Below are 20,294 nucleotides of genomic sequence, written 5' to 3'. Positions count from 1 at the left end.
TCCCGGCCGGGGCCGGGAAGGAGCCGCTGCTCACCAGTCGTGCACCGTTCCGTCCTGCAGCCGGTTCACGGGAAGGTAGGCGGCCTTGTACGGGTGGGCGGCGGCGAGGTCCTCGTCGAGGTCGACGCCGATGCCGGGGGCCTCGCCGGGGTGCAGGTGGCCGTCGGTGAAGGTGTAGGCGTGGCGGAAGACCTGCTCGGTGAGCGGGGTGTGGCCGGAGTACTCCTGGATGCCGAAGTTGTGCACGGCGAGGTCCAGGTGGACGGCGGCGGCCATGCCGACCGGGGAGATGTCCTCGGGGCCGTGGATGGCGCTCTTGATCTGGTACTGCGCGGCGAAGTCGAAGAGCTTGCGCAGCGGCGTGACACCGCCGAAGTGGGTGACCGCGGAGCGGACGTAGTCGATCAACTGCTCGCTGATCAGCGTCTGGTAGTCGTACACCGTGTTGAAGACCTCGCCGATCGCCAGCGGCACGGAGGTGCCCTGCCGCACCAGGCGCAGCGCCTCCTGGTTCTCGGCGGGCGTGCAGTCCTCGAGCCAGAAGGGGCGGTAGGGCTCCAGGTCCTTGCCGAGGCGGGCGGCCTGGATGGGGGTGAGGCGGTGGTGGGCGTCGTGCAGGAGGGGGAGTTCGGGGCCGAACTCCGCGCGTACGGCCTCGAAGACGGTGGGGGTGTGCCGCAGGTAGGCGTCGGTGTCCCAGTCCTCCACCAGGGGGCGGGCCTGCTGGTGCAGGACGGAAGAGCCGTCGTCGCGGGTGCTGGTGACGCCGTACACCGCCTTGAGGCCGGGGATTCCGGACTGGATGCGGATCGCTGGGTAACCGGCGGCGAGGCGGGCCCGTACGGAGTCCAGGAGTTCGGGGATGTCGCGGCCGCTGGCGTGGCCGTAGGTGGCGACGCGGTCGCGGCTCGCGCCGCCGAGCAGCTGGTAGAGCGGGAGCCCGGCCGCCTTCGCCTTGATGTCCCACAGGGCGGTGTCGACGGCGGCGATCGCGGCCATCGTCACCGGGCCGCGGCGCCAGTAGGCGCCGCGGTACAGGGACTGCCAGGTGTCCTCGACGCGGTGCGGGTCGAGGCCGATGAGGAGCGGCGCCACATGGTCCTGGAGGTAGCTGACGACGGAGAGTTCGCGGCCGTTGAGCGTGGCGTCGCCGAGGCCCGTCAGGCCTTCGTCGGTGGTCAGCTTGAGGGTGACGAAGTTGCGGCCGGGGCTGGTGACGACGACCTTCGCGTCGACGATCTTCATGGTGGCTCTTTCTTGCCGACGGTGGCGAAATGCGGGACTGAGGGTCGGTCAGCCCTTGGTGGCACCCGAGGTCAACCCGGCCACCAGGTACTTCTGTCCGAGGACGGCGGCGAGGACGACGGGGACGGTGATGAGCGTGGCGGCGGCCATCAGGCCGCCCCAGTCGGTGCTCGCGTAGGAGATGAAGTGGAACAGGGTCACCGGGACGGTCTGCGTACGGTCGTCGGCGAAGACCAGCGCGAACATGAAGTTGTTCCAGCTGAAGACGAACGCGAGCAGGGAGGCGGTCGCGGTGCCCGGCGCGGCGAGCGGGAGCGAGATGCGCCAGAAGGCGCCGAAGGCGCTCAGCCCGTCGGTGCGGGCGGCTTCTTCGAGCTCGACCGGCAGCCCCGCGAAGAAGCTGATCATGATCCACATGATGAGCGGGACGGAGACGAACATCTGGCTGAGGATCAGCACGGTGTAGGAGCCGACGAGGCCCATCTTGGCGAACAGGTAGTACCAGGGCACGAGCAGGGAGATCGCCGGGACGATGCGTGCGACGAGGATCACCGACCCCGTGCGGTGCATCGCGAACCGCCCCACCGCCCAGGCCGCCGGCACCGCGAGGACCGCGGAGAGCACCGTGGACACCGTTCCGACCAGCAGGGAGTTGCCCATCGACCGCAGGATCTGCCCGTCCTCGACGATGCCGCGGAAGTTGTCGAGGGTGGGGGAGAACCACAGGCCCACGGTGGGGTCGGTGACCTGGACGTTGGTCTTGAACGCGGCGGCGAACATCCACACCACGGGCAGCACGAAGACGAGCGACACGAGCGCGATGGTGACGCCCCGCAGCCAGGACAGGGTGCGGCGCCGTCGCCTCGCCGTCGTCGCGGGGGCGGGGGTGGCGGTGGCACTCATGCGGTCTTCCTTCCGCCCCGGCGGCGCAGCAGCACCACGACGCCGACGATGAAGAGCGTGAACAGGACGAGGACGGCGGCGGCCAGGCCGTACTCCTGGTAGTCGAAGGTCAGCCCGTACGCGTACACGTTGAGGGTCTCCACCTCGAAGTCGGAGCCGCCGCCGGGGCCCTTCGTGGCGTAGAGGATGTCGAAGGTCTTGAGTGCGTCGACGGCGCGCAGCACCAGGGCGGTGGCCAGTGTCGGGCCGAGCATGGGCAGGACGACGTACCGGAAGCGCTGCCAGGGGCCCGCACCGTCGACGAGTGCGGCCTCTTCCGGTTCCTCGGGGAGCGTGGTGAGGCCGGCGAGCAGCAGGAGCGTCATCATCGGGGTCCACTGCCAGACGTCGATCAGCATCAGGGTGGGCAGCGACTGGCTCACCGAGCCGAGGAACTCCTGCGGGGGCAGGCCGACTTGGGTGAGCAGGTGGTTGGCGATGCCGTTGGTGGGGTCCAGGATCAGCAGCCACAGGATGCCGATCGCGACCGGCGTCGTGAGCAGCGGGATGACCAGGACGGTGCGCACCCAGCGCATGCCGCGGAACGGCTTGCGCATCAGCATGGCCAGGGCGAGGCCGAGGACCGTCTCCAGGAACACCGCGCCCACCGTGAAGACCAGCGTGCGCTGGGCGGCGGGCCAGAACCGGCGGGTGTCACCGAGGGCGTCGGCGAAGTTGCGCAGCCCGGCGAACCCGGTCCTCGCGTTCACCGCGCCGAAGGCGTCGCTCAGGCTGAGGCCGACGGTGTAGGCCAGCGGGAAGACGATCATCAGGCCCACGAAGAGCAGGGCGGGGGCGAGCATCGTCCACTTCAGCCGCCGGTTGGCCTGTTCGAAGGTGCGCGGGCGGCGGTCCCGGCGCGGGGAGAGGCCGCGCGGCCGGGTGGCAGGGCGGGCCCCGGACGTCTGCACGGTGGCCATCAGGACTCCTTGTGGCGGTTGTCGCGGACGAGGAAGTCGGCGAACTCGGCGTCGGCGTCACGGGCGACGGGCGCCACGGACTGGCCGAGGATGCCCGCGACCAGCGGCCGGCCGACGATGTCGCGGGCCCGGCCCACCTGGAGCACCCGGGGCCGGTCGTAGCCCCGGCCCCGCTCGGCGTTGAGCCGCATCGCCTCGGCGAGGTCCGGCGGGAAGGAGGCGAGCGTCTTCGCGTCCGACCACACCGAGGCGCGGGCGCCCGGTATGCCCTCCGTCTGCAGGACCTTGGACATCTCGGGTCCTGCGGCCCACTTGATGAACTGCCAGGCGTCGTCGCGCAGCAGGGAGAACGCGTTGATGCCCAGGCTCCAGGACGGGATGTTGTGCGGCTTCGCGCCGGCCGGACCGGCGGGGAAGGGGGCGAAGCCGACGGTGTCCTGCACCGTCGACACCTTCGGGTCGAGGAAGCTGCTGTAGATGGCGTCCGCGTCGACGTAGAAGGCGGCCTTGCCCTGCGCGAAGATCGGCATGGCCTGTTCGAGGCTCATGTTGGTGGCGCCGGGCGGGCCGGTCCGTGCGAGCAGCTTCCCGTAGTACTCGTACGCGGCGAGCGCCTCGGGCGTGCCGATGGCGGACCTGCCGTCCACGACGAAGTCGCCGCCGTGCGAGTACAGGAAGCTCGACCACTGGGAGACCGCGCCGTTGCGCTGGCCGCGGCCCACGAACCCGTACAACCCCTTCTTGTGCGCGGCGAGTTCCTCGGACGCGGACATCAGTGCTTCGAGGGTGCGCGGCGGCCCGCCGAGGTCCTCGACGAGGTCCTTGCGGTAGTAGAGCGTGGGGCGCTCGGTGACGACGGGGACGCTCAGGATCTTGCCCTGCGTCACGGAGGCGGCGCGCGGCGCCGGTTGGAAGTCGCGCCAGGCGAACCGGGCGTCGTCCGCGACGCGGTCGCTGAGATCGGCGAGCCAGCCGTTGTGGGCGAAGAGCAACTGGTCCTGCAGCGCGCGGACCATCATGACGTCGACATCGGTGCCGGAGGCGTTGAGCTTCACGTTGTAGCTGCTGGTCAACTGGTCGGCGGTGAGCAGGGTCATCGAGACCCGGCGTCCGATGCGTTCCTCGAACTCCTTCGTGCGGCGCCGGACCGCCTGGGACCACACGTGGTTGATCGCCATGATCCGCAGGGGGGTGTCGGCCGAAGGCCGCCCGCGCCCGCTCGTGCACGCGCTGAGCGCTCCGGTTCCGGCGGCTCCCGCCAGTCCTGCCGCCAGCCTGCCGAAGGAGCGCCGGCTGAGGAGCTCGCCGCTCTGGGACATCGTCGTCCTCTTCTCTCTGTGCTGTCGTTCTCCATGCAGTGGTCCAACTGGTAGGACCAGTTGGACCAGGCAGTAGTTAACAGGAGAGATCCACGGCGAACAAGGCCTGGTGGGAAGAGAATCAGGGAGGCAAGGGCGCGCGGTCGCGTCAGCCCTCGGCGTCGTCCAGCAGCGAGGCGATGTGGTGCCGAGCCATCGTGTCCACCTGGAGATCGAGGTCCCGACCGTAGGTGCGCAGCCCGAGAGTCAGGTGCTCGCGCATCCGCGCGCACGCAAGATCCGCGTCGCGCGCCGCGATCGCCTCGAAGATCTCGGGGTGGTGCGGGACCCCCGGCTCACCGATCGAGGGGTCGGAGTTCGAGCGGAGCATCATCTCGAACATCATCCCGCTGATCGACGAGAGCATGATGCGCAGGACGGAGTTCCCGCTCGCCTGCGCGATGGCGTCGTGGAACGCGACATCGGCCCGGGCCTTGACGACGACGTCGTTCGCCGCCTGCACGGCATTGAGCGCGGTGCGCAGGGCGGCGATGTCCGCGTCGCTCGCGCGCTCGGCCGCCAGACGCACCGTCTCGGTCTCCAGCGGCAGCCGCGCCTCGATCAGTTGCCGCACGGTGGGCCGGCCCGCGCGGTACAGCGCGTCGTACACCCTGGCATGCCCCGACGCCTGTTCGAGTACGAACGAACCGCGGCCCGGAGCGACGTCGATCAGGTGCTGGGCCTCCAGCCGGCGCAGTACCTCGCGCACGACGTTCCTGCTGGCGCCGAACTGGGACGCCAACTCGCGTTCGGAGGGCAGCTTCACCCCTGCGGCGATCTTTCCCGACCGGATGTCGTGCTCCAGCTCGCGCGCGATGCGCTCCGTCAGGAGCCGGCGCTGGGCCGGCGCGGCCGAACCCGGCGTCGAGGATGCGGAGGAGGAAGCAGGCTGCACCAGCGCAGCGTACAGGCCGCCCTCCCGCACACACCCGCCGGTCACGGAGCTCGGCCGGCCGGGGCCCGCAGGTGCTCCCGCCGGTGGACCCGCATCCCGACCTGGCCCGTACGCGCGTGTGACGCCCGGTGTGCGCGCCCGGTGCGTGTAGTTGTGGGAGTGCGTCGTGTCCCTGACCCACCAGCAGTTGGAGGAGCCGTGAGCAGTACCGCACCGGGTGACCCGGCGGCGGTCGACTGGGCCGCGCTGCGTGGCCGCCGAGTCGCCCTCGACGACCGCTGGAGGAGCGAGGGGCAACGCCCCGGCGGCGCGAGCCGGTACCAGGGGGCGGTCCGCGACGTCGAGGCGGACGGTGCCGGCACGGTCGAGCTGACCTTGACCCGCTACGACGGGCGCGTGCACCTGCTGCGCCCTGTCGGCCGGTTCACGGTGACCGACGACGACACGGGGGAGGTGCTGTACGCGCCCGCCGTCCGGGCCCCGCGCACGCTGCCGCCGGACTTCGTCGACGCGGTACGGCACGCCGCACCCGAGCGACGGGACGTCCTGGAGCGGATGCTCGGTTCCTTGCGGACCGACCGGCTTGCGCCGCACAGTGCGCAGGAGTTGGTGGACCTGGCGGCCCAGGTCGAGTGGGAGTGCACGCGCGAGCGCGATGTCCTCGACGATCCCGCGTCACGGGCCGCACAGTACGCGCGGGCGGCGCGCCGCGTCGTCGAGATGTGGGAGGGCGATGCCGGTGCCCGGCCGCCGAGGTCCTTCGAGGGAGCGCTACGGGCCGGCGGGGGCGGTGCGGGCGGGCATGGCCCGGCGGGCGAAGGCGATGGTGCCCGCCACGATCGCGGCGAAGACGGGGCCGGTGGCGATGTGCACGATGCCGAGGACGACGGGTTCGTCGCCGCGGTAGTAGATGACCTGTAGGGCGGCGTTGACGATGTTGACGGCGATGCAGACCCAGGTCGACACCGTGTAGACGCGCCGCAGGGGCGTCACGGAGCGCCAGTCGTCCGGGCCGCCGCTGACCTTGTTCAGGATCATGCCTGTCAGGGGGCGTTTGACCGCGATGCTGGTGAGACAGACGCCGAGGACGACGAACGGGATCAGGGCGGGTACGAGGAAGAAGCCGCGTGCTTCACCGGTCAGCGCCGCGACCGTGGCGCACACGGTGACCATGGCCAGGCCGATGACGGCCTGGCGCAGCTTCTCCTTGCGGAGCAGGCGCCATGCGAACGCGGCCACGGCCGCCGTCGCGGCGGCGATCAGCCCCGCGGTCAGCGACGCCACGGCGTTGGCCACGAGGAACGCGAGAGTGGGAAGGGCCGCGACCAGTACGCCGGCCGCCTTCTGCCCCCGGCCGCTCCGGCGGGCGCCGGAGGCAGGGGCCTGCGGGGGAAGGGAAGGCGGATGATCGGCGGGGCTCACGCTGACCATCTTGCTACCGGAACGGTTCCTGTTCATTGTCATCTCTTCGTGGTCGGTGGGGCGTGGTCAGGAGGCGAACATGGCCCGCTTGAGGGGCGGCGCGCGGTCGGCGGCCCGCAGGAGGGTGCGAAAGGCGGTGCGCGGCAGGCGGGCTGACGAGCCCGCGTTGCGTGCGTTGCGCCGCGAGGCGGCCACCGCCGGATTGGCGTACGCCCGCATCCGCGTCTCGTAGGCGGCTACGGCCGCCACCGGGTCACGGCGGCCGCTCGTGACGTCGCGCAGTGCTCGGCGCAGTTCCGCGGCATCCCGAAGGGCGGTGTTGGCGCCGACGCCGGCCATCGGGGTCATGTTGTGGATGGCGTCGCCCAGCAGCGTCACGTTGCTGGAGGGCCAGGCGGTCAGTTCGGGCATGCTGCGCAGGGTGACCGGGGCGACGGACGTGATGTCGCACGCGCCGACCAGGGTCGTCAGCGCGGGTGCCCAGGAGCGCATGCGGGAGAGCGCCAGGTCCCTCAGGGCGGCCGGCGTCCACTGCGTCACCTCTGGGGGCAGCGCTGCATGGTGAGCGATGTAGGCCCACACCACGTAGGAGCCGTCGGCGGCGGGTGCGGAGTGCTCGACGGGCGGGGGAGTGCCGGTGCGCCAGGCACAGACGAACATCCAGCCGGACCCCGCGGGCACGATGCTGTTCGGCGTGCCGTCGAGGATCTCGGCGGGCAGTCCGGCGGTGGCCCGGGCGGTCAGGGGAGTGCGTCCGGCGATGGTGAGCACGCCGGTGTCCTGGCGGGCGATGTCGGGCAGATACTGCCGGCGCACCCGCGAGTTGCTCGCGTCCGCGCCGACCAGTAGATCTCCGTCGGCGTGCGTGCCGTCGGCGAAGTGGGCGCGCACCTGCCCGGTCGGCATCTGCTCGTAGTGCGTGAACTCCTTGCCCCAGCGCACCCGTTGAGCGGGCATGCCCTCAAGCAGGCGGTCGCGCAGGCCGAGGCGGCTGATCGAGCGACGGCTGCCCTGGCGGCCGTTGCCGACCCGCGTCAGCGGCCGCAGCCGGTGGTCGTAGAAGCCCGCCGTACTGCCGGCGTACCCGGCATCGGCGTCGATCTCCGCCCAGATCGCGGGCGGCAGGCACTCCCGCAGCGCGGCGCAGCCCGCCTCGTTCAGGTGCAGTCCGTACCCCTGCAGCCCCACCGTGCGATCCGAGCGACGTTCAAAGACCTGCACGTCGACGCCGTCGCGCTGCAGCCCCTGCGCCAGGGCGAGACCGCCCAGGCCGGCGCCTATGACCAGAACCTTCATGCCCACTCCCTCGTCCGTTCCCTCCCCCACAATGTCATTCATCTTGATGACAATGTCAAACAGATGAATGACAAATCACATGGGTGGTTGAAATGCGAGGTGGGAGGCTATGCTCTGCAGCCATGGCAATGGACAAGCGCCCACGTCGGGCTCCTCAGGAGGCGGACCGCCGCAGAGATTCGGGCCGCACGCGGGAGCGGATCATCAGTGCCGCCGTCGGCGAGTTCAGCGCGCACGGGTACTCCGGCGCCCGCGTCACGCGCATCGCCAAGGCAGCGGGGGTGAACGCGCAGCTGATCTCGTACCACTTCGACGGCAAGGCCGGTCTCTACCAAGCCGTCCTGCAACGCGGCACCAGCGCTCTGGACCCACTGCCGGCCGCCGACAGGCCGCTGAGCGATATCGCCGCGGACTACGTGCGCATCACCGGCCGGAACGCCGACATCACGCGCCTGCTCGCCTGGGAGGGCCTCGGCGACACCCCCGAGGCCGGCGAGCACACGGACATCGACCGGCACGGCCAGGGCCGGGCCGCCTTCATGCGCGGTGTCGTCGATCAGCTCCGCGGCCGTCAGGCGGCCGGTGAATTCCCCGCGGACCTCGACTCCGGGCACCTTCTGTTCGCGCTGTACGCCATGGCCAGCGCGCCGGTACTGCTGCCCCAGGTCGCCCGGCAGATCTTCGGCGCGGACGCCGACCGCGACGACTTCCAGGAGGCGTTCGCCCAGCAAGTCGCGCGCCTCGTCGAGCACTTGGCCACGCCTCCCGCCGCACCGTGACGCCGGAGGGCCTCGGTCGCGCCCGGGCCCAGGAGCCCACCCGACGATCCTCTACGCTCGGTGCCCGGTGCGGGACAGCCGCGCAACAGCAGGGACTACGGGGGAGCGAGCGTGCGCACGGGGTGGATACGGCTGTGGCGGTGGACGGCGTACGCCGGGCTGGGACTCAGCCTGTACGGGGGATGGCTGACGGTCGACGACTTCCGGGACCGGGCGTCCAGCGAGCGGGCCATCGCCACGGCGTGCAGTGATCTGGTGCCGGGTGTCGCGGTGATGGACCTGCGCGGTGGCATGGTCCGCGTCCACGCGTACAAAGGTGGTCTCGTCCCGGACTACCCGTCCGGCGCGTGCACCGTCTACCGGGTCACCGGACCGGACGCGAACGATGCCCTGTTCACCCTGGAGGCCCGCAGGAGCGGCGACATCACCGGGCCCGACGGATCGGCGGCGCCGACCCACGTCATCGGCGACGAGCTCGGGAACCCGGAGAGCCCCTTCGACTACTTCGCCCGCAGGGGCGTCGCACGCACCGATGGCCGGCGCGCTGACGTCACCGCGGTGGCCGCGCGCGCGGAGCCGCGACCGCTTGGCGACGGCACGCTCGGCTGGTACGGGGACTCCTACGCCACCGTGCGCGCCGAATGCGGCCCCAGCAGCCGTTCCTCGGCCCCGGCCCTGCTCACCGTCACCACACGCGCCGCCTACGCCCCCGTCTCCGGCGCGGACCGCGAACGGCTGGCCGCACTCGCCCGCACGGCAGTGCGCACGCTCGCCGACAGGACCGGCTGCGCCACGCACCTGCCCGCCCTCCCCGACCACTTGGCAGCCGCACCCACCGCGCTGCGCCCAGCGAGGACGGCCACCGGCACCTGCAAATGGCTGGCCGACCACCTCGCCGCACGGGGCCGCGGCCGACTCCCGGACCGCGTACTGGACACGCCCGCGCGAGCAGCCAATCCCCAGGAGACCTGTCTGATGGCGGTAGGCCCCCAGCAGGTCTCCCGCATCGCGGCCGGTCTGGACCGTGACGACCGCTCCGCTGCCCGCAGCGCGCTGACCCACTCGCCGTGGTGGCTGCGCACCGCCTCCTACTTCGGAGCCGAGGCGGACACGGTCGGCTATAAGGACTCGGGCCCGGATCGGGAGGTGCTCATCGAACCGGGCTCCGCGGGCGGCAAGCTGAAGGGCATCTGGTGGGCGTCGTCGGTGTGCGACGGCAAGCCGGCCCTGCACACACTCACCTCCAGTTACAACTACGACGGAGTGCTCGACAACCGGACGCTCTCCGCCTTGTTCCGCGCCTACGTCGACGACATCACCACTCGGCGCGGCTGCACCCACGTGACGTTCCCGGACGCCAAGGACTTCCGCGTCGTCTGAGCCGCGGACACCTCCCGGCCGAAAGCCCGCAGGGCGCGGTCGGCCCCACGCGCGCCGCGGTCTACTGCGTGATCCGGCGTTCCAGGCCGCCGACGATGAGGTCCAGGCCCGCCTCGAAGGCCGCTTCGTGAGCGAGGAGCGGGACGCCCGGCCGGCCCGCGATGTCGCCGAGGCCGACGTCGGCCTGTTCCTCCAGGGCGCAGCCGACGGTGTACCGGCCGGCGGCGAGCACGGCCATTTGTGCGTGGTGTTCGGGGATGCCTGCGGCGATCAGGAAGTCCAGTTTGCGGCCGATCCGTTCGAGGTCGGCCGGTTCCGGGCTGCTCCCGGCATGGAGGCGCGCGCCGTCGCGGCGCATCAACAGGGTGCGGCGGAAGCTTCGCGTGTCCTTGAAGAACCAGTCGCGCCAGTCATCTCCGGGCTCCGGCGCGGCGACTGCGACGTGGGGTGCCATCGCGGCCCTCGCCATGGCGCCGAGCAGTTCCTTCTTGTTCTTGAAGTGGTAGTAGAGCGACGGCTGTTCCACGCCCAGTCGCCTGGCGAGCTGTCGGGTGCTGACGGCGTCCAGGCCGACTTCGTCGAGCAGGTCGAGCGCCTCGTCGACCACGGCTTCGCGGTTCATCTTCACGTTGACAACCTATCGGTGATAGGCCACGCTGCAAAAGTACCTATCGCCGATAGAAAAGGTGCGTGTCGTGGCTCGCACAGCGCAAACCCGTTCCCTGAAGGTCCTCATCTGCGGCGCAGGCGTCGCCGGTCAGGCACTCGCGTACTGGCTGGCCAGGGACGGTCACGAGGTGACCGTGGTGGAGCGTTTCCCGGCCTTGCGGGCGAGCGGCGCCCAGGTCGACCTGCGCGGCCAGGGCATCGACGCCATCCGACGCATGGGACTGCTCGACGAGGTCCGGGGCAAGCTCGTCGACGAAGCGGGGGTCGCCTTCGTCGACGCCGAGGGCAGGGCGCGGGCGACGATCATGGCGAACACGTCGGGGAAGGGCCGGCAGAGCCTGACGTCCGAGTACGAGATCATGCGCGGTGACCTGGTGCGCATCCTCCACGAGGCGACCCGGCAGGACGTGAAGTACGTGTTCGCCGTGAGCGTCGACCGCTTCGAGCAGGACGCGGAGCGCGTGGTGGCGCACTTCTCCGACGGTTCGTCCGGCGCGTACGACCTCCTTGTCGGCGCGGACGGCCAGGGATCGCGCACCCGCCGTGCGATCCTGCCTCCCGGGCCGGACCCGTACTGGCGCGTCGGCATCCACATGGCGTACTGGTTCGTCCCGCGCACGGCGGCGGACACTCGCATCCGGGACACCTACAACGCCCCCGGCGGTCGCATGATCATGCGACGCAGCCACAATCCGACCGAGACTCAGGTCTACTTCGTCCTGCGGGAGGAATCCGAGGAGGCCTCCGCCGTTCACCGCGAGCCCGTCGAACGGCAGAAGGAGTTCTGGGCCGACCGGTTCGGCGACGCGGGATGGCAGACGGACCGCTTCCTCGCGGGAATGGACGCCACGGAGAGCTTCTACTCCCAGGAAGTCGTGCAGGTGCGTGCCGACACCTGGTCCGAGGGGCGCGTCGCCCTGGTCGGTGACGCGGCGCACTGCGCGTCTCCGTACAGCGGCATGGGCATATCCGGCGGCCTGGTCGGTGCGTACGTCCTGGCGGGCGAGATCAGCCGCACCCCCCACGACCTGCCCGCGGCACTCGCGCGCTACGACACCACGCTGCGTCCGTTCGTCGACGAGATCCAGGCCGAGGTCAAACCACACCTTCTGCGCGTGGGCATACCCAAGAACCAGTGGGCCATCGGCGCCTTCCACACCGTCACGGCACTGGCCTGCTTCCTGCGCATCCCCGACCTCGTCGCGCGCTACGCGAAGGAGGACAGGGGCGGCGACTGGAAACTGCCGCGGTATCCGGACCTCACGCACGTCGACCGCCTCCACGCCGGCTGAGCGGGGAGCGCCGCATCGGGGCGGGCGGCCCGGAAAGCCACGTGCCCCGGGTTCCGCGCGTGCCTACGCTTCCCGTCATGGACAGCGCCCGCACCGATCGCCTCGTCAATGTCGTGGATGTCGAAGCGACCTGCTGGGCCGGTCCCCAACCGCCCGGCCAGGTCAGCGAGATCCCCGGTATGGCACAGGCCCTGGAGATCGCCGGACTGCCGCTCGAAGGCCGTCACCACAGGGGCGAGGACGACGCCTGGAACATCGCGGCCCTCGTGCTGCACCTCGCGGAACGGGAGCGCTGGCCGGCGACGGCCGCCGGGTGACGGATGCTTTCGCGCCGCCCTTGTCCTCTACCTTCAACACGACGGTCCAGCCCGGTGGTTGTGTCGGTCGAGAGCCGTTACGAGGACGGTTTCCTCGTAGCGGCACGCGAGTTCGTCGTGCCCGGCCCTCGTCTTCGGCCGCTGTCCGGCGGACCGGCGCGGCGTGGTGGCCGGCCCGCCGCGCGAACGAGGCAGAGCCTGGTGAGCGGAGGCGATGCCGCTCCGGGTCCTACTCGGCCGTATGCGTGGGGTAGACCTGAACGTCGGGGTACGCGCCCTTGATCGCCCCGGCGCCGGCCGGCCAGTCCAGGGTCACCGAGTGCGTCTCGTTCGGGGGCGTCACGATGATGTCGGTCGGGGACGCGAGGCTCTTGCCCGTGTGGTCGATGGGGTAGGCGAGGTCGAAGACGGCGGCGTCGCCCGGCTTCAAGGTGGTGACGCGCGGCTGGGCCGGCCCGCGTTCGATCGGGCTCGACGTGTGGTCCTCGTCCTTGATGTCGACGCCCGCGAAGCCCGTCGCCGAGCAGGTGGTCGAACCCCGGTTGATCATGGTGATGTTGATCCGGCCCTCGTCCGCGCCTGCCGCGGCGTACTGGGCATCGATGGCCAGGTCCTCCGTCTTGCAGAACGTGGCCTTGCCGCTGGCCCCGGCCGCACCGTTCGCGGCATCGGTGCCGGAGTCGGTGCCGGAGTCCGTCTTCGTGTTGTCGGCCTTCGAGTCGCCGGAGCCCGAACCGGTCTGCGACTGCGAACCGTCGTCCGAGGAGGAGGACGCAGGCGCGGACGAGGACGAGGACGAGGAACCCTTGGAGGACGAGTCCTTCGCGGAGTCGCCGCCGCCACAGGCCGTCAGGGAGAGGGTGGTGGCGACGCCGAGGGCGGCGAGGGCGGTGATGCGCGTGTACTTCATGGTGTTCCCCCAGGAGGTGCGTGGTGCATCTGGTCGAAACCATTTGTATCTCGCACCGAGTTACAGGCAGTGCCCCACGACGTCTTCGTTCTGTCACAGGCGTCTCGCCGTAACGGTCCGTCAAAATGGCTCGCTGCGGCCCGTGTCATCGCCGGGTGGAGACGTCGGCGTTCGCCTTCCTGGCCCCGTGGCGTGGAGCCTGCCGTGGGCCGAAGGATCCGTCGGCTTGCTGCGGTCGGCGACTCCGTGGTGGACGTTCCGATGCTGCCGGGCCGCCGTGCATCACCCGCGTAACAGAATGATCCACTTCCTTGTGCGGCCCGTTTCCTCGCCTGTGAGGTGGGCTGATGTACTCTCCCACCACAGGCCGTCCGATCCTTCGCCACCTGCGTGTGTGGCACGCCGTGGTGGCCTCTCTCGTCGTGGTGGCGGTGGTGGCGTTCGTCTTTCTCCTCCCGGCCGACGACGGCGTGCGCCCGGTATCCGGCAGTCCCTGCCGACCGGTCGATTCCGCACGTGAGGACGCGCCCGCGACCCCCGATCTCGACGGGGACGGCTCCGTCGATCTGGTGCACGAGATCTCCCGGTCGTTGAAGGTCGACGTGGTCGTCGTGCCCGGCTCCGCGCGCGGTCCTGACCAAGACCGCACGACCGTCCTCACCCAGGACGACCTCGGCGTGCCGGACGACATCCAGGTGGGCGACGACCCGTTGCAGCCCACGGTCGCCGACCTGGATGAGGACGGCCACGCCGACCTCGTCGTCAGCAGCGCCGCTCAGGTCGTGTGGGGAGGCCCCAAGGGCCCGCAGGCCGACGGGCCGCACGGGCGCGTCCCGCTGCCGGGCAGCGGCTACCACACCGCGCCGATCGCCGGCGACTTCGACGGGGACGGCCACACCGACCTCACGGTCTTCAAGGACTCGGGCGAGGCACAAGGCCAACTGGTCGTCCTCAAGGGGCCGTTCACACGCTCGGGCGACCCCGCCCGGACCGTGCGGATCCCCAGTCCGGTCCACAAGGGCGCGACGCCCACGCTGGTCGCCGGGGACGCGAACGACGACCGCGCCACCGATCTCGCGCTCTACGACTCCCCGGGGGAGCCGCCCCTGCTGTTCACCGGCGGCGCCCGTACCGCCGGCGGCCTGAGCAAGGAGCCCGAACGGCTGCCGGAGGGTGAGAACGTCGCCTTCGGCGACTTCGACGGCGACGGCCGGCAGGACACCGCCGTCGGCAGGAGCTTCGTCGCCAGTTACGACGAGGACGACACGCCGCACCGGCGCGGTCAGATCAGCGTCCGCTACGGCAAGGACCCGGACAAGTGGGTCACCATCGAAGGTGGCGACTTCAAGGAGGGCTTCGGCAGCGAACTCGCCGCCGCAGACGTCAACGGCGACGGCTGCGACGACCTGGCCGTCCAGCTCACCAAGAAGAAGGAGGCGGGGGACGCGCGGATCGAGGTGCTGCGGGGCGGGTCCGAGCACGGGCTCGGGTCGAAGCCGTGGTGCGCCACCAAGCGCACCGCGCCGGGTGACGACGGCCCCAGCGACGGCGTGCTCTTCGACGCCCACGACTGGGACGGCGACGGCCGCGCGGAACTGGCCCTGTTCGGCGGGGACAGGTGGTGGATCACCGACGGCACGGACCGCGACGAGGCGTCCTTCCCGCTCAACCCCGCCAAGAGCCAAGGTTCGTAGACACCGACGAGGCGGCGAAGCCGCCGCCCCTGGCCGTCGCCCACCGGCGACCGTCGCTGTCACCGAGCAGCACGCCCGCAGCCGGCCGGAGTTCTTGCGACTTCGAGCGGGACGAAGCCGTGCGCGCCTCTTGACACGGAAGCGATCACGCGCGGAATCTATGGCCACCTGGATGGCAACGTTGTCATGCCTCCTTGTTCTTGAGGGGACCCGAGTTTTCATGACCGATCGGAACGACCGGGCGATACGTCCGTCACGGCGCTGGTTCATCGCCGCAGGCTCCACTCTGCTCGCGGGCTTCGGACTTGAGGCGCCCGCGGTGGCGGCCGGCGCACGGCCTGCCGGGAGTGCGCCGGGCGTGCCCGGCGAGCTTGCCGCCCACCGCCCGGTGCGGGTCTCGTCGACGGACTACGCACCGACGCCCGGCGCGTTCGCCGTTGACGGACTGTCCGAGCCCGGCGTGCGGGGCAGCGGCTGGCGGGCGGCGTCGGGCGACCCGCAGTGGATCTCGGTGGACCTGCAGGCGCTCTGCGAGATCACGTCCGTCCGGCTCACGTTCGAGGCCGCCGCGGGCGACCCCGTCTTCGAACCCCCGACGACGGGCAACCCGCGCTCGGGCACGACGGGCAAGGAGATCCTGTCGAGTTACGCCACGTCCTTCGCCGTGGAGACCTCGAAGGACGGCACGACGTGGACCACCGTGCACCGGACCACCGACGGTCGGGGCGGCGCGGTCGACATCCCGCTGGCCGACCCCGTCACGGCGCGCTGGGTGCGCATGACGTCCCTCAAGCGGTCGAGCGCGCTCCCGCTGGGGCTGAACGGATTCGCGGTCTACGGCAAGGCCTCGGGGCACCGCCCGGCCGCGAGCGGCTGGACGGACTGGGGCCGGCGCCACCACGACGCCCCGGCCCTGCGGGTGGCGGCCGACGGGACCGTGCCGGTGGAGTCGGGCTGGCTGCTGACGATGGACGACTGGGCGGGCAGCGGCGACGGCGCCGACCTGTCGCGGCACGGCGTGGACACGGACGGCTGGCTCCCGGCGACCGTTCCCGGCACCGTCCTCGGCTCGCTCGTGGACCAGGGCAAGCTGCCCGATCCCGTCGCGGGCCTGCACAACCTGGAGATCCCGGAGGCGCTGTCCCGCCATGCCTGGTGGTACCGCCGCGAGTTCACCGTCCCCTCGGACCTCGTACTCACCGGCGGCCGCCGCGTCCGTCTGGAGTTCGACGGCATCAACCACGAGGCCGAGGTCTGGCTGAACGGCACCCGCGTCGGCGCGTTGGCGCATCCCTTCGCCCGCGCCGCGTTCGACGTCACCGACGCGCTCGAACCCCGCGAGCGGAACGTGCTCGCCGTCCGCATCACGCCGATGCCCGTGCCGGGCAGCCCCGGGGACAAGGGTCCGGCGGGTGAGGCCTGGGTGGACGCCGGCGCGGACACCATGAACAAGAACTCGCCGACGTATCTCGCGTCGTCCGGCTGGGACTGGATGCCTGCCGTCCGCGACCGCGCCGCCGGCATCTGGAACCACGTGCGGCTGCGGAGCACGGGCGCGGCGGTCCTGGGCGATCCGCGGGTCGACACCGTGCTGCCGAAGCTGCCCGACACCTCCGTCGCCGAGCTCACCCTCGTCGTCCCGGTGCACAACGCCGACGGGGCGAAGAGGTCCGTGCGGGTGTCCGCGGCCTTCGACGGTGTGCGCGTCGCGAAGAGCGTCGACGTGGCGGCGGGCAAGAGCACCGAGGTGGTGTTCGCGCCGGACGAATTCGCCCAACTGCGGCTGCGCAGCCCCCGCCTGTGGTGGCCCAACGGCCTCGGCGACGCCGCACTGCACGACCTGACGCTGACCGCGTCCGTCGCCGGGAAGCAGAGCGACCGGCGGCGCACCCGGTTCGGCATCCGCCAGTTCGGCTACGAATACGACGTGCCGCTGCCGTTCGGTACGGGCGGCAGCGACGACGCGAGCCCGCAGTCCGTACCGATCGAGCGCACCGACGCCCGCTACGTCCGCGTCAAGTGCGGGGCGCGCAGCACCGACTGGGGATTCTCCCTGTGGTCGCTGTCGGTGCTCGACAGCCGCGACCCCGGCACCGATCTCGCGCTGAACGCCCCGGCGGACGCCTCCAGTACGGACACCGCCGACCACGCGGCCCGCTGCGTGACGGACGGCGACACGTCGACCCGCTGGTCCTCGGAGTTCGCCGACGACCAGTGGATCCAGGTGGACCTCGGCGCCGCCCGGTCCGTCGACCGCGTCGACCTGCTGTGGGAGAAGGCGTACGCGCGTACCTTCACGGTCCAGGTCTCCACCGACGGCACGAGCTGGCACGACGCCGCGTCCGTCGACAACACGGGGCTTCCGCTGCCGTTCGGGAACAGTGACGCCAGCCTCCAGGTGCGCGACATCCCGGCGCGGACGGCCCGCTACCTGCGGATCAACTGCGGTGTGCGCAACACCAGTTGGGGCGTCTCGTTGTGGTCGCTGTCGGCGTTCTCCTCGAAGGACGCCGGCACGGACCTCGCCCTTCACCAAAAGGTGACCGCCTCCACCCAGGAGGACGACAAGCCCGCCGCGAACGCCACCGACGGCGACCCGAGCACGCGATGGGGCTCCGCGTACGAGGACGACCAGTGGATCCAGGTCGACCTCGGGCAGGCCCGCGAGTTCGACCGGGTGGCCCTGCTGTGGGAGCGCGCGTACCCGAAGACGTACACGATCCAGGTGTCCGACGACGCCAAGGAGTGGACGGACGTCGAGACCGTCTCCAACGAGCCCGACCCGCTCAAGATCAGCGTGAACGGCGTCCGCGTGCTGGCCCGCGGCGGCAACTGGGGCTGGGACGAGCTGCTGCGCCGGATGCCCGCCGCGCGCATGGACGCCGCCGTACGCATGCACCGGGACATGAACTTCACCATGATCCGCAACTGGGTCGGCAGCAGCGACCGCGAGGAGTTCTTCGCCGCCTGCGACGAGCACGGCATCCTGGTGTGGAACGACTTCCCCAACGCCTGGGCGATGGACCCGCCGGACCACGACACCTTCAACGCGCAGGCCGCGGACACCGTCCTGCGCTACCGGATCCACCCGAGCATCGTCCTGTGGTGCGGTGCCAACGAGGGGGACCCGCCCGCCGCGATCGACGAGGGCATGCGCAAGGCCGTCGAGGGCGTGGCTCCCGGCATCCTCTACCAGAACAATTCCGCGGGCGGCATCGTCACCGGCGGCGGCCCCTACGGCTACGTGGAACCGGAGAAGTACTTCGACGCCGGCACGTACGGCAGCAGGAACTTCGGTTTCCACACCGAGATCGGCATGCCCGTCGTCTCCACGGCGGAGAGCCTGCGCGAGATGACCGGCGACGAGCCCGAGTGGCCGATCGGCGGCGCCTGGTACCTGCACGACTGGAGCGAGCGCGGCAACCAGGCCCCGCAGAACTACAAGGCCGCCATCGAGACCCGGCTGGGCGAGGCGGAGGACCTCGACGACTTCGCGCGCAAGGCACAGTTCGTCAACTACGAGAACACCCGCGCCATGTTCGAGGCGTGGAACGCGCACCTGTGGGACGACGCCACCGGGCTCATGCTGTGGATGTCGCACCCGGCCTGGCACAGCACGGTCTGGCAGACGTACGACTACGATTTCGACGTCAACGGCACCTACTACGGGGCCCGTTCGGCGTGCGAGCCGCTGCACGTCCAGGCGCATCCGACGACCTGGCAGGTCACCGCGGTCAACCACACCGGCGCCGCCCTGAAGCATGCGAAGGTGACGGCCGCCCTGTACGACCTGACCGGCCGTCGTCTCGGCGGCGTGCGCACGCAGACCGTGGACATCGCCGCGGCGACGAAGACCGAGGAACTGTTCCCGGTGCCGTGGACGGACGCGCTGCCCGACCTGCACGTGCTGCGCCTGACGCTGCAGGACGCCAAGGGCCGGACGGTGTCGGCCAACACGTACTGGCGCCACCGCACCCCGGAGGCGATGAAGCGGCTCGGCAGCATGGACCGGACCCGGCTGGCGATCTCCGCGCCGCGCCTCTCGCGCTCGGGGGACCGGCGCGAGCTGACCGCGACGGTCCGCAACACCGGCTCCGCGGTCGCCGCGATGACGCGCCTCTCCCTGCGCGAGGCACACAGCGGCCACCGCGTGCTCCCCACGCTCTACAGCCACAACTACCTGTGGCTGCTGCCCGGCGAGGCACAGCAGGTGACACTGTCGTGGCCCGCGTCGGCGACGACGGGGGAGCGGCTGGAACTGCGCGCGCAGGCGTACAACTCCGCGTCGGCCGCCCGGCACGCCTGAGCGCGGCGCAGCGGCGCCCTCCGGCCGGGTCAGTCCCGGCCGGAGTCCGGCCGTACGGTGAGGGTGTGCCCGCCCTCGGCCGCCGGGGCGCGGGCGGTGAGGACGAGCCGGTGGACGGCCGGGCCCCAGACGCGGGTGAACGCCCGGTCGGTGAGCGGGATCTCCTCCACGGAGGCGGTGAACGCCTCGGCGTCCCAGTGCATGCTCAGACCGCGCCCGGTCGGGGGAGCGACCACGGCTCGGCCGCCACCGCCCGGGAGGACCACGGCGCCGGCGACCAGGAGGTGCAGCGCCAGCGCGTCGGGAGCGGCGCAACAGCTCCAGGCCTCGCCGATCTCGACGCGTTCCTCGTCGTCCGTGCCGCGCACGAGGCGGAACGTGCGCTGCCAGCGCGTCAGTCCGGCTTCAGGCGGGTAGGCCGCGGCGATGTCGCACGTCAGCTCGTCGCCGTCCGGGTGGTGGCGGTGGATGACGTCGGTCGCCCGGAAGGCCGCTCCCGGTGGCTGGCCGAGACCATTGACGACCGGCACGTTGTGGTACGCGCTGGTCATCGACCAGATCCCGTAACGCTCCGGGCCGAAGGTCTCCTTGCGGTACGTGCCGACGCCGACGTCGATCAGCAACGGGCGGGCGTCCACGGCGACGATGCATGTCCCGACGTCGTTGTGGTTGTGGCTCTCGTCGTTGTGGCCGCCCTTCGCCGCGAGCAGCAGTCCGCGCTCGCTGCCTGCCGCCGCGCGGGTGACAAGGACTTGGGTGTCGGGCAGCCAGTGGCGCTGCGGCAAGGGAAAGCGGGCGGGCCCGGCGGCCTGCCAGTCGGTGTCGAAGAGGGCGTCCGAGACGCGGCGCAGGTCGAACGGCCCGCCCGT

16 protein-coding genes are annotated in these 20,294 nt (G+C 71.3%); 6 read left to right on the top strand and 10 right to left on the bottom strand.

Annotated features, from left to right (window positions below):
- Nucleotides 1-30: 30 nt before the first annotated feature.
- The 7 genes from manD to G3I40_RS10005 all read right to left on the bottom strand — a co-directional run bounded on the left by manD (nt 31) and on the right by G3I40_RS10005 (nt 8,078).
- Complete coding sequence (gene manD / locus G3I40_RS10035) at nt 31-1,245, bottom strand: D-mannonate dehydratase ManD (protein ID WP_164301802.1); 1,215 nt, start codon at nt 1,243-1,245, stop codon at nt 31-33.
- Between the two features lie 48 nt (nt 1,246-1,293).
- Nucleotides 1,294-2,148 carry a carbohydrate ABC transporter permease gene (locus G3I40_RS10030; RefSeq protein ID WP_164301801.1) on the bottom strand — a complete coding sequence of 285 codons (855 nt, stop codon included), beginning with the start codon at nt 2,146-2,148 and terminating at the stop codon, nt 1,294-1,296.
- On the bottom strand, nt 2,145-3,107 hold the full coding sequence (locus tag G3I40_RS10025) for a sugar ABC transporter permease (RefSeq protein WP_164301800.1): 963 nt from the start codon (nt 3,105-3,107) through the stop codon (nt 2,145-2,147). The genes G3I40_RS10030 and G3I40_RS10025 overlap by 4 nt, the downstream gene beginning before the upstream one ends.
- Nucleotides 3,107-4,426, bottom strand: a complete 1,320-nt coding sequence (locus G3I40_RS10020; protein WP_164301799.1) for a sugar ABC transporter substrate-binding protein — start codon at nt 4,424-4,426, stop codon at nt 3,107-3,109. Before G3I40_RS10020 ends, G3I40_RS10025 begins: the two co-directional genes overlap by 1 nt.
- A gap of 148 nt (nt 4,427-4,574) precedes the next feature.
- Nucleotides 4,575-5,363 (bottom strand): FadR/GntR family transcriptional regulator, encoded by a 789-nt coding sequence (locus G3I40_RS10015; RefSeq protein ID WP_164301819.1) that lies wholly within the window; start codon nt 5,361-5,363, stop codon nt 4,575-4,577.
- Between the two features lie 768 nt (nt 5,364-6,131).
- A complete protein-coding gene (locus G3I40_RS10010; RefSeq protein WP_164301798.1) occupies nt 6,132-6,782 on the bottom strand; it encodes a DUF3159 domain-containing protein in 651 nt (216 codons plus the stop codon).
- 66 nt (nt 6,783-6,848) lie between these two features.
- Nucleotides 6,849-8,078: an NAD(P)/FAD-dependent oxidoreductase gene (locus tag G3I40_RS10005; RefSeq protein ID WP_164301797.1), complete on the bottom strand. Its 1,230-nt coding sequence runs from the start codon at nt 8,076-8,078 to the stop codon at nt 6,849-6,851.
- Between the two features lie 122 nt (nt 8,079-8,200).
- Here G3I40_RS10005 and G3I40_RS10000 point away from each other — a divergent pair, with 122 nt between their 5' ends.
- Together G3I40_RS10000 and G3I40_RS09995 are read left to right on the top strand one after the other, a co-directional pair.
- A complete protein-coding gene (locus G3I40_RS10000; protein ID WP_164301796.1) occupies nt 8,201-8,857 on the top strand; it encodes a TetR family transcriptional regulator in 657 nt (218 codons plus the stop codon).
- 111 nt (nt 8,858-8,968) lie between these two features.
- Nucleotides 8,969-10,237: a hypothetical protein gene (locus G3I40_RS09995; protein ID WP_164301795.1), complete on the top strand. Its 1,269-nt coding sequence runs from the start codon at nt 8,969-8,971 to the stop codon at nt 10,235-10,237.
- Between the two features lie 61 nt (nt 10,238-10,298).
- On the opposite strand, the gene G3I40_RS09990 is transcribed toward G3I40_RS09995, so the two are convergent.
- Nucleotides 10,299-10,859: a TetR/AcrR family transcriptional regulator C-terminal domain-containing protein gene (locus tag G3I40_RS09990; protein ID WP_164301818.1), complete on the bottom strand. Its 561-nt coding sequence runs from the start codon at nt 10,857-10,859 to the stop codon at nt 10,299-10,301.
- 73 nt (nt 10,860-10,932) lie between these two features.
- Here G3I40_RS09990 and G3I40_RS09985 point away from each other — a divergent pair, with 73 nt between their 5' ends.
- On the top strand, nt 10,933-12,198 hold the full coding sequence (locus tag G3I40_RS09985) for an FAD-dependent oxidoreductase (RefSeq protein ID WP_164301794.1): 1,266 nt from the start codon (nt 10,933-10,935) through the stop codon (nt 12,196-12,198).
- Between the two features lie 77 nt (nt 12,199-12,275).
- Entirely contained in the window at nt 12,276-12,515 is a 240-nt protein-coding gene (locus G3I40_RS09980) for a hypothetical protein (protein ID WP_164301793.1), read from the top strand.
- A 229-nt stretch (nt 12,516-12,744) separates the two neighbouring features.
- On the opposite strand, the gene G3I40_RS09975 is transcribed toward G3I40_RS09980, so the two are convergent.
- The gene (locus G3I40_RS09975; protein WP_164301792.1) at nt 12,745-13,425 is read right to left on the bottom strand and encodes a DUF4232 domain-containing protein; all 681 of its coding nucleotides are present in this window, start codon (nt 13,423-13,425) and stop codon (nt 12,745-12,747) included.
- Nucleotides 13,426-13,772: 347 nt separating this feature from the next.
- Here G3I40_RS09975 and G3I40_RS09970 point away from each other — a divergent pair, with 347 nt between their 5' ends.
- Together G3I40_RS09970 and G3I40_RS09965 are read left to right on the top strand one after the other, a co-directional pair.
- Nucleotides 13,773-15,119 (top strand): FG-GAP and VCBS repeat-containing protein, encoded by a 1,347-nt coding sequence (locus G3I40_RS09970; protein ID WP_164301791.1) that lies wholly within the window; start codon nt 13,773-13,775, stop codon nt 15,117-15,119.
- A 220-nt stretch (nt 15,120-15,339) separates the two neighbouring features.
- Nucleotides 15,340-19,425, top strand: coding sequence for a discoidin domain-containing protein (locus G3I40_RS09965; RefSeq protein WP_164301790.1), 4,086 nt, complete (start codon nt 15,340-15,342; stop codon nt 19,423-19,425).
- A gap of 29 nt (nt 19,426-19,454) precedes the next feature.
- Here the strand turns inward: G3I40_RS09965 and G3I40_RS09960 are convergent.
- On the bottom strand, nt 19,455-20,294 hold an 840-nt coding region (locus G3I40_RS09960), incomplete at its 5' end, for a heparinase II/III family protein (RefSeq protein WP_203643752.1).

Origin of the sequence: Streptomyces sp. SID14478 (assembly GCF_010548525.1) — a bacterium.
In the GTDB taxonomy this organism is placed as follows: domain Bacteria; phylum Actinomycetota; class Actinomycetes; order Streptomycetales; family Streptomycetaceae; genus Streptomyces.
Note: the sequence above shows the minus strand (reverse complement) of the source record. Positions and strands in the feature narration are given on the sequence as shown.

Bases quoted from the DNA above. Each gene is read 5' to 3' on its own strand.
- manD (WP_164301802.1), bottom strand. From the start codon at position 1,245: ATGAAGATCGTCGACGCGAAGGTCGTCGTCACCAGCCCCGGCCGCAAC.
- G3I40_RS10030 (WP_164301801.1), bottom strand. From the start codon at position 2,148: ATGAGTGCCACCGCCACCCCCGCCCCCGCGACGACGGCGAGGCGACGG.
- G3I40_RS10025 (WP_164301800.1), bottom strand. From the start codon at position 3,107: ATGGCCACCGTGCAGACGTCCGGGGCCCGCCCTGCCACCCGGCCGCGC.
- G3I40_RS10020 (WP_164301799.1), bottom strand. From the start codon at position 4,426: ATGTCCCAGAGCGGCGAGCTCCTCAGCCGGCGCTCCTTCGGCAGGCTG.
- G3I40_RS10005 (WP_164301797.1), bottom strand. From the start codon at position 8,078: ATGAAGGTTCTGGTCATAGGCGCCGGCCTGGGCGGTCTCGCCCTGGCG.
- G3I40_RS10000 (WP_164301796.1), top strand. From the start codon at position 8,201: ATGGCAATGGACAAGCGCCCACGTCGGGCTCCTCAGGAGGCGGACCGC.
- G3I40_RS09990 (WP_164301818.1), bottom strand. From the start codon at position 10,859: ATGAACCGCGAAGCCGTGGTCGACGAGGCGCTCGACCTGCTCGACGAA.
- G3I40_RS09980 (WP_164301793.1), top strand. From the start codon at position 12,276: ATGGACAGCGCCCGCACCGATCGCCTCGTCAATGTCGTGGATGTCGAA.
- G3I40_RS09975 (WP_164301792.1), bottom strand. From the start codon at position 13,425: ATGAAGTACACGCGCATCACCGCCCTCGCCGCCCTCGGCGTCGCCACC.
- G3I40_RS09970 (WP_164301791.1), top strand. From the start codon at position 13,773: ATGTACTCTCCCACCACAGGCCGTCCGATCCTTCGCCACCTGCGTGTG.
- G3I40_RS09965 (WP_164301790.1), top strand. From the start codon at position 15,340: ATGACCGATCGGAACGACCGGGCGATACGTCCGTCACGGCGCTGGTTC.